Annotated in this window: 13 protein-coding genes; 9 read left to right on the top strand and 4 right to left on the bottom strand. The window is 70.1% G+C overall.

Annotation, left to right across the window (positions count from 1 at the left end; translation table 11 throughout):
* Positions 1–61 precede the first annotated feature (61 nt).
* From QSV35_RS07725 to QSV35_RS07715, 3 genes are read right to left on the bottom strand one after another with little or no spacing between them, the layout of a single operon-like run.
* Positions 62–670: an HD domain-containing protein gene (locus tag QSV35_RS07725; protein WP_286288081.1), complete on the bottom strand. Its 609-nt coding sequence runs from the start codon at positions 668–670 to the stop codon at positions 62–64.
* 36 nt (positions 671–706) lie between these two features.
* Entirely contained in the window at positions 707–1816 is a 1110-nt protein-coding gene (locus QSV35_RS07720) for a substrate-binding domain-containing protein (RefSeq protein WP_286288080.1), read from the bottom strand.
* Positions 1809–3746, bottom strand: coding sequence for a heparinase II/III domain-containing protein (locus QSV35_RS07715; RefSeq protein ID WP_286288079.1), 1938 nt, complete (start codon positions 3744–3746; stop codon positions 1809–1811). The genes QSV35_RS07720 and QSV35_RS07715 overlap by 8 nt, the downstream gene beginning before the upstream one ends.
* A gap of 171 nt (positions 3747–3917) precedes the next feature.
* Between QSV35_RS07715 and QSV35_RS07710 the strand changes: the two genes are divergently transcribed.
* From QSV35_RS07710 to QSV35_RS07670, 9 genes are all read left to right on the top strand, one after another.
* Complete coding sequence (locus QSV35_RS07710) at positions 3918–5885, top strand: DUF2264 domain-containing protein (RefSeq protein WP_286288078.1); 1968 nt, start codon at positions 3918–3920, stop codon at positions 5883–5885.
* A 53-nt stretch (positions 5886–5938) separates the two neighbouring features.
* Positions 5939–7240, top strand: coding sequence for an ABC transporter substrate-binding protein (locus QSV35_RS07705; protein WP_286288077.1), 1302 nt, complete (start codon positions 5939–5941; stop codon positions 7238–7240).
* 73 nt (positions 7241–7313) lie between these two features.
* Entirely contained in the window at positions 7314–8243 is a 930-nt protein-coding gene (locus QSV35_RS07700; protein ID WP_286288076.1) for a carbohydrate ABC transporter permease, read from the top strand.
* Positions 8243–9157 (top strand): carbohydrate ABC transporter permease, encoded by a 915-nt coding sequence (locus QSV35_RS07695; protein WP_286288075.1) that lies wholly within the window; start codon positions 8243–8245, stop codon positions 9155–9157. Before QSV35_RS07700 ends, QSV35_RS07695 begins: the two co-directional genes overlap by 1 nt.
* 2 nt (positions 9158–9159) lie before the next feature.
* A complete protein-coding gene (locus tag QSV35_RS07690; protein WP_286288074.1) occupies positions 9160–9834 on the top strand; it encodes a ferredoxin-NADPH reductase in 675 nt (224 codons plus the stop codon).
* A 32-nt stretch (positions 9835–9866) separates the two neighbouring features.
* Complete coding sequence (locus QSV35_RS07685) at positions 9867–11060, top strand: glycoside hydrolase family 88 protein (RefSeq protein WP_286288073.1); 1194 nt, start codon at positions 9867–9869, stop codon at positions 11058–11060.
* A gap of 133 nt (positions 11061–11193) precedes the next feature.
* Positions 11194–11958 (top strand): 2-dehydro-3-deoxy-D-gluconate 5-dehydrogenase KduD, encoded by a 765-nt coding sequence (gene kduD, locus QSV35_RS07680; RefSeq protein ID WP_286288072.1) that lies wholly within the window; start codon positions 11194–11196, stop codon positions 11956–11958.
* Between the two features lie 29 nt (positions 11959–11987).
* On the top strand, positions 11988–12818 hold the full coding sequence (gene kduI, locus QSV35_RS07675) for a 5-dehydro-4-deoxy-D-glucuronate isomerase (protein ID WP_286288071.1): 831 nt from the start codon (positions 11988–11990) through the stop codon (positions 12816–12818).
* Positions 12819–12822: 4 nt separating this feature from the next.
* On the top strand, positions 12823–14217 hold the full coding sequence (locus QSV35_RS07670) for a sulfatase family protein (RefSeq protein WP_286288070.1): 1395 nt from the start codon (positions 12823–12825) through the stop codon (positions 14215–14217).
* A gap of 50 nt (positions 14218–14267) precedes the next feature.
* Here the strand turns inward: QSV35_RS07670 and pgm are convergent, their stop codons facing one another.
* A complete protein-coding gene (pgm, locus tag QSV35_RS07665; protein ID WP_286288069.1) occupies positions 14268–15911 on the bottom strand; it encodes a phosphoglucomutase (alpha-D-glucose-1,6-bisphosphate-dependent) in 1644 nt (547 codons plus the stop codon).
* Positions 15912–15929 lie beyond the last annotated feature (18 nt).

Here is a 15929-nt window from a genome sequence, read left to right as displayed (position 1 = left end):
GCCCACGCAAGACCCCGCCCGTCGCTCCTGCGTCGGTCTGCCCGGTCGCTGCGCGCCCGACTCAGCGCAGGCGTTCGAGCGGATTCTCCTGGAGCTTGCGGACGACGCCCCCGTCGACCAGACGGCGGGCGGCCGTCGTCGGCTTCCGTGCGGCCTGGTCGAGGACGCACGCGCTGAACTCCTCGGCGAGGGTCCCGCGCGGGTATGCGTCGAGCACCTCGCGGAGGAACTCGGCGGGGAGCGCGTCCGGCCGTGCGCCCGAGATGTCGAGTCCTGTGGCGATCTCGAGGAGGTGGCCTTCGACGTCGAACTCGGGATCGACGCTCGGCCAGTTGTGCCGCACGACGACCTCGTGCACGCGGCGGCGGCGCGCCGCATCCCACCCTGCACCCGCGGTCAGGGCGACGGCGACGTGGCCGCCTGCATCCTCGTAGGCGATCGTGTGGTTGTCGTACTCCGTGACCGTGCCGATGTCGTGGAGGAGCGCAGCGACGTACAGGAGCTCGTGATCGACCGCGTCGGCGAGCCCCTCGACGACCGCGAACGCCTCCGCCCACAGCCACGAACGGATCGCGTGGGCGGTGATCGCCGGCGATTGATACTCCACCGCCAGCGTGCGGGCGCCGCGTGCGGCGGCGGTGTCCGGCACCGGGAAATCGCTGATGCGCATGATCGTCCTCACTGCTTGGGGGCTCCGCGGGGTCTGTCAGTCCTCGTGGACCGGTGCGGTCGATTCGCGGACGTTCAGCCGGGGACTGACCGTCACACGGTGCACCGGGCGGGCGGGATCCTCGATCCGCCGCAGCAGCAGATCGACCGCCGCGGCTCCGAGCGCCTCCCGCGGCGGGCGCACGGCGGTGAGCGCGGGCGAGAAGATCGCCGCGACCTCGTCGTCGTAGGCGATGATCGACAGATCCTCCGGAACGGAGATGCCGCGCGCGACGGCGAGATCGGCGAAGGCCATCGCCTCGGGATCGGGATGCACGAGCAGCGCCGTCGTCCCGCGCTCCACCGCCGTGTCCAGCGCCGCATCCACGACCGCCGAGAACTCCGGCCGCGTGCGCTCCGGGAGGAACGACTCGAAGTGCTGCAGCGGCGTCAGGCCGAGCTCGGCGCACGCCGCCTCCCAGCCCTGGGTGATCTTCCTCGACGTGGGGGAGTCGCGCGAGATCACGAGCCCGACACGACGGTGCCCGAGGCTCGCGAGGTGCCGCGCGGCGAGGATCGCGCCCAGCGCGTGGTCGGTCGTGACCGATTCGACCGGCTCGTTGCCGGGCAGGACGACGCCCTCGCGCTCGACCAGCACGCTCGGCACGGGGCACTCGGAGAGCCACTGCACGACGTCCTGCGCGTGGGGGGTGTCGGTGTTCGGCGCGACGATGAGTCCGTCGACGCCTTCCATCGTCACGAATCGCTCGAGGATGGGCCGCTCGTCCTGCAGCGTGTACGACGCCGCGCGCACGATGAGCCTCACCCCGCGACGCCTCGACTCCTGCTCCATCCCGCGGACGATGCCGGGCCAGTAGTAGTTGAGCGCGGGGACCAGCACGGCGAGCGTGCGCTCGGGACCGGGCTCTGCGGGTGCGGGCGGCTCGTCCTCCTCGGGAACGACAGCAGGTGGGATCGCTCCGCCGTGGATGCGGACGAGGAGTCCCTCGTCCTCCATCTGCACGAGGTCGCGGCGCAGGGTGACGGGGGAGACCCCGAGTTCGTCGATCAGCTGCGAGATGCGGACGACGCCGTGGCGGTCGAGTTCGGCGAGAACGTGGGCGCGGCGAGCGGGGGCCAGCAGAGCGTGCATGCCGTTGTCAGTCATCGGTGTCCCCCGGGGTCGATTCTTGCAGTTGGATCGTCACCGACACCACGCGACGAGCGGTGACGACGAGGTCGAGACGGGTGAGCCGCACGCCCCACGACGACTTCAGGACGGGATCGTCGAGCTCCCGCGTCATGAGGCGGGCCGCGACGTCGTCCGGCCAGCGGATGTCGAGGGGCGGCGCGCCGTCGAGCGGGATGACGCGCGCGCCGGCGTCCTCGAGCCGGACATCCCCGGCGAGCAGCAGCCGCACGGTGGTCTCGGGTTCCGGTGCGTCGCCCGTCCACGCGTCGAGGTCCCACGCGTCCTCGACGACGACCCGTGGACGGTCGCCGCGTTCGAGACGGATGCGGCGGTGCCACCTGCGCAGCGCGGGCAGGTCGTACGCACCGGCGAGGTCGAGGGCGAGCTCGGCGTCGCCGTGGCGCACGTCACGCGCCCGGAAGGACGCGCCGGGCGACTGGGGGATGCCGCGCACCTCCGGAACGGAGTGCCACGAGCTCTGCATGGTCCAGATCCCGTAGCGATCGGGGCCGAAGGTCTGCGCCGTGTACGTCGGGCGGCCCGCATCCACGATCACGGGCACTCCGTCGGACGCGACGATGAACGAGCCGGCGTCGTTGTGGTTGTGGTGCTCGTCGTTGTGGCCGCCTTTGGCGACGAGAGTTAGCCCCTCGGCGGTCCCGCGCTGTCCGCGCGCGAGCAGCATCTGCGTCGAGGGCAGCCACACGTCGCGCGGGAGGGGTGGTTCGCCGGTCGCGGCGGCGACCCACACAGGATCCGAGATCGCGCGGAGAAGCCGCCCGAGCCCTGCCGTCTCGGTCGCGGACGGCTCGCCCGGGAAGCGATGGGATGCCGCGAAGGCGAGGGCATCGGCATCCCCCGTCGCGCGCGCCGCGCGGTGCAGTGCGGCCCGGGGGAGATCCGCCGGCGGCTTCGCCCGTCCGTCGGCGACGCTGACGAACCACGGCCCGCCGAGCTGCATCCGATGCGGGAACGCGACGGCGTTCACGAGAGCCGGGATGCGGGCGCCCGGCCCGTCGCAGCGTCCGCCTGTGGCGTGGGCGAGCACATCGAGCGCTTCGAGCGCGCGGCACGCACCCTCCCACCAGTAGCCGTAGCCCTCGTCGATCGCGCCGTCGTCGGGCAGGGAGGCGACATATCGGTCGAGCCCCTCGATCGCGAGTCCGACGACCCGGATGCGGGTCGGCTCGTCGCCCGGACGGTCGAGGAGACGCAGCGCGGCGACGAGGACATTGCCGTGGATCCACGGACTCCAGTTCGACGGAGGCCCGTCGAGGCCGAGCCACGGCCAGTCCCGGCGGCGCAGGAAGGGTTCGAAGACGCGGACGGATGCCTCATGCCGGATGCGCGCGCGCAGCCCGGGGAAGCGGTCGTCGAGGTGCTCGCCGAGGACCTGATCCGCCCACGCGAGCTGGGCGACGACCTCGCCCGCGCCGAGGTCCAGGTACGGGTCGTCGGCTACCGGCACGATCGAGCCGTGGGCCGTGAGCGAGTCGTCGTGGGCCGGCCAGCACCACGAACTCTGCTCGCAGAGCAGGGTCATGCCGTCGGCGACGGAGTCGACCCACGCGTCTTCGGAGGAGACGGCCGCGGCGACGACCGCGCGACTCAGGCGGCGCTGTCTCTCGAACGCAGCGGACTCCCACGTCTCGCGGTCGCCGTCGCGGTGGAAGCGCGCCGCCGCGCTCGCCAGCGGCTGCGGCCACAGCGCCCCGCGTTCGGCGCGTGCGCGGGTGAGGATCGGGTCGACCGTCGCGGCGTCGGCCGCGATCCGCGACCACGTGCCGCGGTCGGTCGCGGAGGCGATGGGAAGCGCCTGATCGGGCGGCACAACGGCCGCGCGCAGATCGGCTCCCGCAAACGCGGCAGCGAGCGGGCCGCGTACGGTGACGACGGACGCTGACACGGCGACTCCTCTCTGAGCACCTCCGGCCGCACGATCGATCAGATCGAACGGGATGATCGAAAATGATCGTATCACGGTTCGATTCTCCGTTGTAGTGAACGTTTTTGTTTGCTAATCTCCCAACATGATCACATCGATCGTGATCAGCTGGCCCCATTCGAAGGAGAATCCGTGACCGCCACGACCACCCCCGCACACCCTGCGGGACGCGCGGACTGGAGCCGTGCCGAGTGGATCGCGTTCGCGGATCGCCTCCTGGCCGGCACCCGCCGGTGGGCCTCTCCGGGCAACGCGCGGATCACCCCGCCCGGCGCGGAAGGCGGCTACGGCAATGCCGTGGACGGTCTCGAGGGCTTCGCGCGCACGTTCCTCCTCGCGGGCTTCCGCATCGCGGGCGAGCGCGGCGAGGGCCTCGACGACCTCATCGACTTCTACGCGAAGGGCATCTCGACCGGCGTTGACCCGGCTTCGGCCGACCGCTGGGTCCGCCCGGAGGAGCACGCGCAGGCCAAGGTGGAGGCCGCATCCATCGCCGTCATCCTCGACATGACCCGCCCATGGGTGTGGGACCGCCTCGACCAGATCACGCAGGAGCGCGTCATCCGCTACCTGTCCGCGATCGTCGGCGACACGACCTATCCGCGCAACAACTGGCTGTGGTTCCGGATCGTCGTGGAGACGTTCCTCCGGTCCGTGGGCGGGCCGTGGTCGGCGCAGGACATCGCCGACGATCTCGCCCGCCACGACTCCTATGTGCGTGCCGACGGGTGGATCGCCGACGGCGAGGACCGCGCCTTCGACCACTACACCGGCTGGGCGCTGCACCTCTACCCGGTGCTGTGGTCCCGCATGCAGGGGGCGGCGGATCTCGCGGGCGGCCGCCTTCCCGCGGACGTCGCGCGTCTCGACCGGTACCTTCAGGACGCCGTCGCCCTCGTCGGCGCGGACGGCTCGCCTCTCATCCAGGGCCGCAGCCTCATCTACCGCTTCGCCGCGGCAGCCCCGTTCTGGGCGGGCATCATCGCCGACGTGCCGTCGACCTCCGCGGGCCGGCTCCGCCACGCCGCCGACCTCGTCGTCCGCCACTTCGCGGATGCCGGCGCCCCGGACGAGCGCGATCTGCTCACGATGGGATGGCACGGCGAATGGCGCCGCCTCGCCCAGTCCTACTCGGGGCCGGCGTCGCCGTACTGGGCGACGAAGGGGATGCTGGGCATCTCGCTGCCCGCCGACCACCCCGTATGGGCGGCTCCGTCCGAGCCTCTTCCCGTGGAGACCGGCGACGACCTGCGGATCGTCCGCGCGGCCGGCTGGCTCGTCTCGGGCACCCGGGCGGACGGCATCGTGCGGGTCGTGAACCACGGCACCGATCACGCCCAGCCGGGCTCCGACGTCGGCGACTCGCCCATCTACACCCGCCTCGCCTACAGCACCGCGACCGCGCCGCTGCACGCCGGCCGGGCCTGGCGCGAGCCGCTCGAGCAGTCCGCCGCCCTCACCGATGAGAACGGGCGTTCATCGCACCGCGCCGGCATGGAGCTCCTCGGGAACCGGATCGACGGCGACGTCGCGGTCGGCGGGTCGGTCGCCGCCGCGCATTGGATCGACCCCGCCGACGTGCAGACCCGGCACGGGTCCGGCATCGCGGGGGACGTCACGCCCGCCGGCCGCATCCTCACGATCTCCTTCGTGCGCGGGCCGTGGGAGGCCCGCCTGGTCCGAGTCGACGAGCTGCACCCGGCCGCGTGCTCGCTCCGGATCGGCGGATGGCCGCTTGCGACCGGCTCTGCCCCGACCGCCTTCGCCGACGGATCCACGGCTCGCGTCGCCATCGCGCGCGGCGACGGCGAGCTCGAGAGCAGCATCCGCCTCCTGGTCGGCGCCGGAGAGCCGGCTGTCGTCGAACGGGATGACGCGAGCCCGCTCGGGCTTGTGGCATCCGTCCCCGTCATCGAGCTGGATGCGGCGGGTGGCGAGTGGGTCGTCGTCCTCGTCGGCCTCGACGGGGCGCGGACCGCGGCGCTCGAGCACGCCGCCGCGACGCTCGCCGAGGACCAGGTCTCGGTGACCTGGCCGGACGACGTCACCACCACCCACGATCTCACCCTCTTCCGATCCGCGAGCCTGACGGACCGGTAGTCCAGACCCGGCCCCTCTCGGGTCCGGAACCATTGCAAAGGAGCAGCATCCACATGAAGCGCAAGTACACAGCCGCGGCGGCCGTCACCGTCGTCGCCACGCTGTCGCTCGCGGCCTGCAGCGGCGGGTCGTCAGATCAGCCGTCCGCCACGGCGGACAACAAGCCCGTCACCCTGACGATGTCGACGTGGAACCTCGCAAACTCGCCCGAGTTCAAGACGCTCGCCGACGGCTTCCACGCGGCGCACCCCAACGTCACGATCGAGCTCAAGGACTATGACGCGGCGCAGTACGCCACCCTGCTCACGGCCGACCTCGCTGCCGGCACCGCCCCCGACATCCTCACGATGAAGAACGTCACCGATATGGTCACGTTCGCCTCCGGGGGCCAGCTCCAGGACGTCTCCGACGTCAAGCTGCAGTCGGGCATCAAGGGCGCGGCCTCGTACAAGCTCGACGGCAAGCAGTACGCCATCCCGTACCGCATCGACGGCAACGTCATCTATTACAACAAGGACCTCTTCAAGGCGGCCGGGGTCCCCGACCCCGACGGCTCGTGGACGTGGGACGACTACACGGCTGCGGCCGAGAAGCTGAAGACCGGCCTGAAGACAGCCGGCAGCGCGGCGCTGCCCGCCTACCTGCACGGGTGGAACGCCCTCGTGCAGAACTTCGCCACCGCTCAGGTGCCGGCTTCGGCGCTCAAGGGCGACTTCGGCTACATGAAGCCCTACTACGAGCAGGCGCTGAAGATGCAGGATGGCGGACTGCAGCTGCCGTTCGCCACGGTCACCGCGAACAAGACCACCTATCAGGCCGAGTTCGGCAAGCAGCAGGCCGCCATGGAGATCATGGGCACGTGGTACGTCGCGACGCTCCTGCAGCAGCAGGCGCAGGGTGCGGCCGACAAGTTCGCGTGGGGCATGGCCCCGGTTCCGCAGCGCACCTCGAAGACGGCCGGCACGAGCAACACGCCGATCACCTATGGCGACCCGACCGGGTTCGCCATCAACGTCAAGACCGACCAGGCAAAGACGGCCGCCGCCAAGCAGTTCCTCGCGTACGCGGAGAGCCAGGAGGCCGCGCTGACGCTCGCGAAGATCGGCATCACGCCGGCTCTGACCGACGACGCCGTCGTGAAGGTCTACTTCGGCCAGTCCGGCATCCCGTCGGATGACCTGACGAAGTTCGCGTGGGCGAAGCAGAAGATCGACCCGCAGAACCCGCCGTCGCCCAAGACCGCGACCCTCAACACGGTGCTGTCCGCGATGCACAGCGCGATCATGACCGGTTCGGAGTCGATCGACAAGGCGATCAGCGACGCCGAGGCCCAGTACAAGAACCAGGTCGGCTGATCCCCGGAGGGTGGGGCGCGCGCATCCCGCGCCCCACCCCTGCCTGAACCCACCGAGACTCCAAGGAGGAGCCATGACGGCGATCGCCACCGACGTCGACACGTCGCCCCGGCCGCCCGCCCGACGGCGGTCGAAGCTGCGCCTGCGCAACACCCTCATCGGGTGGAGCTTCATCCTGCCGAACTTCATCGGCTTCGCCGTCCTCACCCTCGTGCCCGTGGTGTGGCTGTTCTACCTCGGCTTCACGAACTGGAACATCTTCGGTACCGCCACCTGGACGGGACTCGCGAACTTCCAGCGTCTGTTCGGCGACCCGATGTTCCTCACCGCACTGGCGAACACGTTCTACTACTCGATCCTGCACATCCCGCTGACGTTCGTCGTCGCGCTGGGACTCGCCCTGCTGCTCAACACCAAGCTGCGCGGGGTGTCCTTCTTCCGCACCGCCGCGTTCTTCCCCTACATCACGTCGATCGTCGCGATCGCCGTGGTGTGGAACCTGCTGTTCAGCCCGCAGTACGGGCCGATCAACCAGTTCCTCCACTTCATCGGGATCGCGAACCCGCCCGCGTGGCTGCAGTCCTCGACATGGGCGATGCCTGCGACGGTGATCGTGGCGACGTGGCGCGACATGGGCTACTACATGATCCTGTTCCTCGCGGGCCTCCAGACCGTGCCGCGCGAGCTGCACGAGGCGGCGCGCATGGACGGCGCGAACGCCTGGCAGCGCTTCTGGAACGTGACGATGCCGTGCCTGCGTCCGACGACGTTCTTCGTGACGGTCATGCTGACGATCAACTCGTTCAAGATCTTCGACCTGATCCTCGTGATGACCAACGGCGGCCCGGGAACGGCCACCCTCGTCCTCTCCCAGTTCATCTACCAGACGGCCTTCGTGCAGAACCAGTTCGGCTACGCCTCCGCGGCGTCGATCGTCCTGTTCCTCATCTGCATCGTCGTGACCATCATCCAGTTCTTCTGGAACAAGAGGAGTGAGCGCTGATGGCCGACATCCTCGAGACCCTCGATCGCGTGGACGCGACCCGCGTCCTGACCGTCCCGCGTGAGCCGCGGGCGCCGAGGGCGAAGACCCCCGCGAAGCGCCTCGGCCGCATCATCGGCTACATCGTGCTCGTCGTCGCGGCGTTCGGGCTGCTGGTGCCCTTCTTCTGGATGGTGTCCAGCTCGCTCAAGCCCGCCAACGAGGTCTTCACCGTTCCGGTCACCTGGCTGCCGAAGACGTGGGACTTCAGCAACTACGTCAACATCTGGACGCAGTCGAACATCATCGTCTGGATCCGCAACACGCTCGTCCTCGCGGTGACCGTGACGATCCTCCAGGTGCTCACGGGATCGTTCGCGGCCTACGGGTTCGCGCGGATGAAGTTCCGAGGCCGCGACGTCCTGTTCCTCGCCTACATCGCGACGATCGCGGTGCCGTGGCAGTCCTACATGATCCCGCAGTTCATCATGGTGTCGAAGATGCACCTCGCGAACACTCTGTGGGCCATCATCCTGCTGCAGGCGTTCAGCGCGTTCGGCGTGTTCCTCATGAAGCAGTACTACGAGACGATCCCCGAGGAGCTCTCCGAGGCGGCCCGCATCGACGGCCTCAGCGAGTACGGCATCTGGTGGCGGATCATGATGCCGTTGTCGGTCCCGGCGATCGCGAGCCTCGTGCTGCTGACCTTCGTCACGGTGTGGAACGACTACCTGGGCCCGCTCATCTACCTGCGCAACCCCGACCTGTGGACGCTGCAGCTCGGTCTCCAGTCATTCGTGAGCAACCAGTTCACCGCGAACTACGGACTCATGTTCGCGGGACTGACGATCTCCGTCGTGCCGATCGCGGTCGTGTTCCTCCTCGGGCAGAAGCACTTCGTCGAGGGCATCGCGACGAGCGGGATGAAGGGCTGACGATGAGCGCGCGCATCCCTCACTCCGTCTACTCGACCGGATTCGGCGTCGCGTACGTCGGGCTCGTCACGAACCTCCTGACGGCGGTCGCCTCGCTGCCCCTCCTCGTCCTGCTCGTGGCCACGGATCCGATGTGGTCGTGGCCGGCGATCGCGGTCGCCGCGGTCCTCGCGGCCCCGGCGCCCGTCGCGGCGTTCTGCGCCTTCCGCGAGAACGGGCTCGGCGGAGCGGGCCCGTTCCGCTCCTTCGTCGCGGGCTACTGGCGGACATGGCGCAAGGCGCTCGTGATCGGCGCGATGGCCGTGGGCGGGATGGTCGTACTGCTCGTCGATGTCCGCGCGCTCGCGACCTCGACCGTCGGCGTCGTGGTGGTCCCGCTCCTCCTGGTGCTCGTGGGTCTGGTCCTCGCGACCGCGCTCGTGGCCCTCGTCGCGCTCGCCGAGGCGCCGGACACGCGGCTGCGCGACATCCTGCGCGTGAGCGTCGTGCTGGCGGTTCGCCGCTGGTACCTCACCCTCGTCTCGCTCGCGATCATCGCGGTGCAGATCGCGGTCTTCGTCAATCTCCCCGCGATCGGCGTGGGAGTGACGGCCGCGGCGGCGCTGTACCTCGCGTGGGCGAACTCCCGCTACACGCTGCGCCCCGTGCTCCTGGCAGCCGAGCCCCTCGCGCGCTGAACGAACGACCCATCGACAAGGACTTCTACACGATGACTTCCCTTCCCTCCACCGCCGGCCGGACCACCGCGATTCCCGCGGAGACACTGGCCGAGGCGATCGCGGCCGCCGTCGAGACCACGCGGGGCAATATCGCCCGCTTCGGCGACCGCTACCCGGACGACACGACCGACGGCGGCTTCTACCCGCTGCGGCCCGCGGCCGACGGCGTGCCCGAGGGCGGCAACCACGGGTGGACCACGAGCTTCGTGCCCGGGATGCAGTGGATCGCGTGGGAGGCCACGGGGGATGACGTGTTCCGCGGCGCCGCGCTGCGGCACGCGGCCGATTTCGGCGAGCGCATCCGCGGGCACGTGGACGTCGACATGCACGACCTCGGCTTCCTCTACAGCCTGGCCTGCGTGACCGCGTGGCGCCTCGCGGGCGACGAGGATGCCAGGCAGTCCGCGATCGCGGCTGCCGACTACCTCATGACCCGGTTCCTCGAGCCTGCAGGGATCATCCAGGCGTGGGGCGACCTGTCCGACCCGGCCCAGCGGGGCCGGACGATCATCGACAGCCTCATGAACATGCCGCTGCTCACGTGGGCGTATGAGCAGACGGGAGAGGAACGGTACGCCGACGCCGTCCGCCGGCACACGCTGCAGCTGCGCGAGAACATCATCCGGCCGGACGACACCACGTTCCACACGTTCTTCTGGGATGTCGAGACGGGCGAGCCGCTGCGCGGCTCCACCGCACAGGGCGCGCACGACGACTCCTGCTGGGCGCGCGGTCAGGCCTGGGGCATCTACGGCTTCGCGCTCAACCACCGCGACACCGGCGACGAGCGGTTCCTGGATGCCTCGCGCCGCTGCGCCGACTACTTCCTGAAGCACCTGCCCGCCGACGCGGTGTCGTACTGGGATCTCGTCTACACCGACGGCAGCGACGCCCCGCGCGACAGCTCGGCGGCCGCCATCGCCGTCTCGGGGCTGCGGGAGCTCGCGGGCGTCGAGACCGATGCCGCCAACGCCGAGCGCTACATCGCGGCGGCCGACCGCATCCTCGCCTCACTCATCGCCCATTACACGCCCGCCGACGGCGAGTCGGACGCCCTCATCCTGCACGGCGTCTACAGCCTCCCCGCCGACGCCGGCGTCGACGAGGCGAACCTGTGGGGCGACTACTTCTACCTCGAAGCGCTCATGCGCACGGCGCACCCGGACTGGCGGCTGTACTGGTGAGCACCTCACCCCGGTCGTTGAGCGAGCGCCGGCGAGACGAAACGCAGCAAGCCGATCTCGTGACGTCAGCGCGCTTCGACTCGGTCGCTGCGCTCCCTGGCTCGACGAACCGCACGATATCCGGAGGGAATCAATGATCCTCGACACGTTCCGTCTCGACGGGAAGGTCGCCCTCGTGACCGGCTCCAGCCGCGGCCTCGGCCAGGGTGCGGCGCTCGCGCTCGCGGAGGCGGGCGCGGATGTCGCGCTCCTCGACCGCGGTGACGCGTCGGAGACCGCGGAGCTCATCGCGGCGACCGGTCGCCGCGTGCACCGCGTGCGCCGCGACCTCGTCAATGCGGCCCCCGAAGACCTCGCCTCCGCCGTCGCGGAGGTCGTCGAGGAGCTCGGCGGCCTCGACATCCTCGTCAACAACGCCGGCACGATCCGCCGCGCGCCAGCCGCCGAGTACTCCACCGGAGACTGGAACGACGTGCTCGCGGTCAACCTCGACGCGGTGTTCCACCTGTCGCAGGCGGCCGGTCGCCGCATGATCGCGCACGGGAGCGGCCGCATCATCAACGTCGCCTCGATGCTGTCGTTCCAAGGCGGCATCCTGGTGCCCGCGTACACGGCGTCCAAGCATGCGGTCGCCGGTCTCACCAAGGCCCTCGCCAACGAATGGGCGGCATCCGGCGTGACGGTCAACGCGGTCGCGCCCGGGTACATGGCCACCGACAACACGGCGGCCCTGCGCGCCGACACCGAGCGCGAGGCGTCCATCGTCTCCCGCATCCCCGCCGGCCGCTGGGGCACCCCGGCCGACCTGCAGGGCGTCTTCGTCTTCCTCGCCTCGGACGCCGCGGCCTACGTCACCGGCGCGATCGTGCCGGTCGACGGCGGCTGGCTCGTCCGCTGAACCCCGCTGACCACCCGAACAGGAGCATCATGGCCACCCCCATCGACCAGCGCTACGCCACGAACCCGGCGCAGATCCCGGGCATGACGACGCAGGATCTGCGCGACACGTATCTCATCCCCGACGTCTTCGTGCCGGGCGAGATCCGGCTGACGTACACGCACCACGATCGGATCGTCCTCGGGGGAGCGGCTCCTGGGGGCTCCCCGCTGGAGCTGGCCGGCTATCCGGAGATCCGCAGCGACTACTTCCTCGAGCACCGCGAGCTCGGCATCGTGAACGTCGGGGGAACCGGCACGGTCATCGCGGACGGCGAGGTCTACACGCTCGTCAACGGCGCATGCCTGTATCTCGGCCGCGGCATCCGCTCGGTCGTCTTCGCCGGCGACGGCGCCCTGTTCTACCTCTTCTCGGCTCCTGCGCACACGGCGTACCCCGCGGCACTCGTCTCGCCCGGCGAGGGCACCGTGCGCGAGCTCGGCGACCAGGTCACGTCGAACCGCCGCACGCTCAACCAGTACATCCACGAGAACGGCGTGAAGAGCTGCCAGATCGTGATGGGTGTCACGCAGCTGCATGCGGGGTCGATGTGGAACACGATGCCGGCGCACACGCACGACCGCCGCACGGAGTGCTACCTGTACTTCGACGTGCCGGAGGAGGCGCGCGTCATCCACCTCCTCGGCGAGCGCGAGGAGACCCGTCACCTCGTCGTCGCCGACCGGCAGGCGATCATCTCGCCGAGCTGGTCGCTGCACTCCGGCGTCGGGACGTCCGCGTACTCGTTCGTGTGGGCCATGGCCGGTGAGAACCAGGCGTTCGACGACATGGATGCGGCCCCCGTCACCGATCTGAAGTGACCGGATGATGCCGACTCCGACGAATCTCGTGGTCGTCATGGCCGATCAGTTCCGGGCGATGGCGATCGGGGCGGTGGGCGGCGATCCGGTGTCGACGCCGAATCTCGACCGCCTCATCGCGTCCGGATGCCACGTCCCGAACGCCGTCAGCAACTATCCGGTCTGCAGCCCGCACCGCGCGATGTTCCTCACGAGCCGCACGCCGCGCGAGAACGGCGTGACGCTCAACGTCAACTCGGAGCGGGCCCTCGAGGGGATCGGGCTGCGCGACGGGCTCGCCACGTGGGCGAGCGTCCTCCGCGACGAGGGCTACCGGACCGGGTACATCGGGAAGTGGCATCTCGAACCGCCGGTCGACGAGGATGAGGAGTACGGCGAGGGGCGGCGTGACGACGGCGTCGTCTGGGACGCCTGGTCGCCGCCGCATCGGCGGTTCGGGTTCGACTTCTGGCACTCCTACGGAGCTGCGGATCGGCACCTGTCTCCGCATTACTGGGTGGGCGACGCCCAGCGCCACGAACGGCTCGACGTCGACCGGTGGTCGGCCGAGTACGAGACGGACGTGGCGATCGGGTTCATCTCGGAGGCGGCCGAGCAGGACGCGCCGTTCGCCCTCATGGTCTCGCTGAACCCGCCGCACCAGCCCTTCGACCAGGTGCCCGAGCGGTACCGGCCCGCGTACGCGGACCTCGACGAGGCGCAGTTGCTCACGCGGCCCAATGTCGAACTCGGCACTCCGTTCGCAGCCGACATGGCCGCGATCGCGCGTGACTACTTCGCCGCCGTCACAGGCGTTGACGAGCAGATCGGCAGGATCGTCGACGCACTCGCGGACGCCGGGGTCGAGCGGGACACCGTCGTGGTGTTCACCTCGGACCACGGCATGCAGCTCGGCAGCCACGGACTGATCGACAAGAACGTCCCGTATGAGGAGTCGATGCGGGTGCCGTTCGTGCTGCACGGCCCGGGGCTCATACCCGCGGGAGAGTCGAACGAGCTCGTGTCCGCGCTCGACATGGCGCCGACGCTCCTCGGGCTGACCGGCCATGCTGACGCGATCCCCGTCGCGATGAGCGGGGTCGACCGGTCGGCGGCGCTCACCGCGAGGGCGGCGGTGTCAGACGACCCCGCTGCCGTCTACTACCGCTTCGCATCACGCCAGAACCCCTCGGAGGTGCGAGGGCTGCGCACACGCCGTGCCAAGTTCATCGCGATCTGGGTGCCGGGGGCGGGCCTCGAGATCGAGTACTACGACCTCCAGCACGATCCCTACGAGCAGCGCAGCGCGCCCGCCGATCCCGACGTCCCGGCGATGGCGAATCGGCTCATGCGCCGGCTCGAATCGGAGGGCGACGACTGGTCGGGCGCGGGCGAGCTGCGCGCGAGGTTCGCGGTCTGACGTGTCGAACCGGCTCGGATGCGCGGCATCCGAGCCGGTTCTTCGTGTGCTCAGACCCCGCCGAGCGCCTCCGCGACGACGGCGCGGGCCTCCTCCTGCACCCGCGCGAGGTGCTCGGGGCCGCGGAGCGACTCGGCATACAGCTTGTAGACGTCCTCGGTGCCGGACGGCCGTGCGGCGAACCACGCATCGGCCGTCGCCACCTTGAGGCCGCCGATCGCGGCGCCGTTGCCTGGCGCGTGGGAGAGCCTCGCGGTGATGGGCTCGCCTGCGAGCTCCGTGGCGGTCACCGCCTCCGGAGAGAGCTTGGCCAGTGCCGCCTTCTGCGCCGGCGTGGCCGGGGCATCCACCCGCTGGTAGGCGGAGGCTCCGTACTCGGCCTCGAGTTCCGCGTAGCGCTGCGAGGGGGTCTTGCCGGTGACGGCGAGGATCTCGGATGCCAGCAGGCACAGCAGGATGCCGTCCTTGTCGGTGGTCCAGACGCCGCCGTCGAAGCGCAGGAACGACGCTCCGGCGGACTCTTCGCCGCCGAACGCGACCGATCCGTTGAGGAGCCCCGGCACGAACCACTTGAAGCCGACGGGGACCTCGAGTAGGCGACGACCGAGGGACGCGGCGACCTTGTCGATGATCATCGAGGAGACGAGCGTCTTGCCGACCGCGGCATCCTCCGGCCAGCCCGGCCGGTGCGAGTACAGGTAGTCGATCGCGACCGCGAGGAAGTGGTTCGGGTTCATGAGGCCGGCGTCGGGCGTGACGATGCCGTGGCGGTCGGCGTCCGCGTCGTTGCCGGTGAGGAGGTCGTACTCGCTGCGCCGCGCGACGAGTCCCGCCATCGCCGACGGCGACGACGGATCCATGCGGATCTTCTCGTCCCAGTCGAGCGTCATGAACTTCCATGTGGGGTCGACGGTCGGGTTCACGACGGTGAGGTCGATGCCGTAGACCTCGGCGATGAGCGACCAGTAGTCGACCGAGGCGCCGCCGAGCGGATCGGCGCCGATGCGGATGCCGGACTTCTTGATCGCCTGCATGTCGATGACGTTCGCGAGGTCGCGCACGTAGGCGTCGCGGAAGTCGTACTCGCCGAGCTTGTCGGAGTCGATGTCCGACCACTTCGTGCGCTTCACGCCCTCGAGGCCCGCGGCGATGAGAGCGTTGGCGCGGTCGGCGATCCAGCCCGTCGCGTCGGTGTCGGCCGGCCCGCCGTGCGGGGGATTGTACTTGAAGCCGCCGTCGCGCGGCGGGTTGTGGCTCGGGGTGACGACGATGCCGTCGGCGCGACCGGAGTCGTCCGCATCCCGCCCCTTGTTGTACGTCAGGATCGCGTGGCTGACACCCGGCGTCGGCACCCACGAGTCGCGCGCGTCCTGGCGCACGTCGACACCGTTCGCGACGAGGACCTCGACCGCGCTGCGCTCCGCGGGAAGCGACAGTCCGTGCGTGTCGCGCCCGAGGAACAGCGGCCCCGAGATGCCCTGCGCAGTGCGGTAGTCGACGATTGCCTGGGTGGTCGCCAGGATGTGGTCCTCGTTGAAGCTCGTGGACAGCGACGAGCCGCGGTGGCCGCTCGTGCCGAAGGCCACCCGCTGCGCGGGGACCGCCGGATCCGGCTTCCTGTCGTAGTACGCGTTGATCAGTTCGTCGATGTCGATCAGGTCGGATGCTTCGGCGGGATGTCCTGCACGGCTCATGCGCATAGTCTGCCGCGA

This window comes from Microbacterium candidum (genome assembly GCF_030315975.1).
Taxonomy (GTDB): Bacteria; Actinomycetota; Actinomycetes; order Actinomycetales; family Microbacteriaceae; genus Microbacterium; species Microbacterium candidum.
This window is presented reverse-complemented; position numbering and strand designations above follow the sequence as displayed.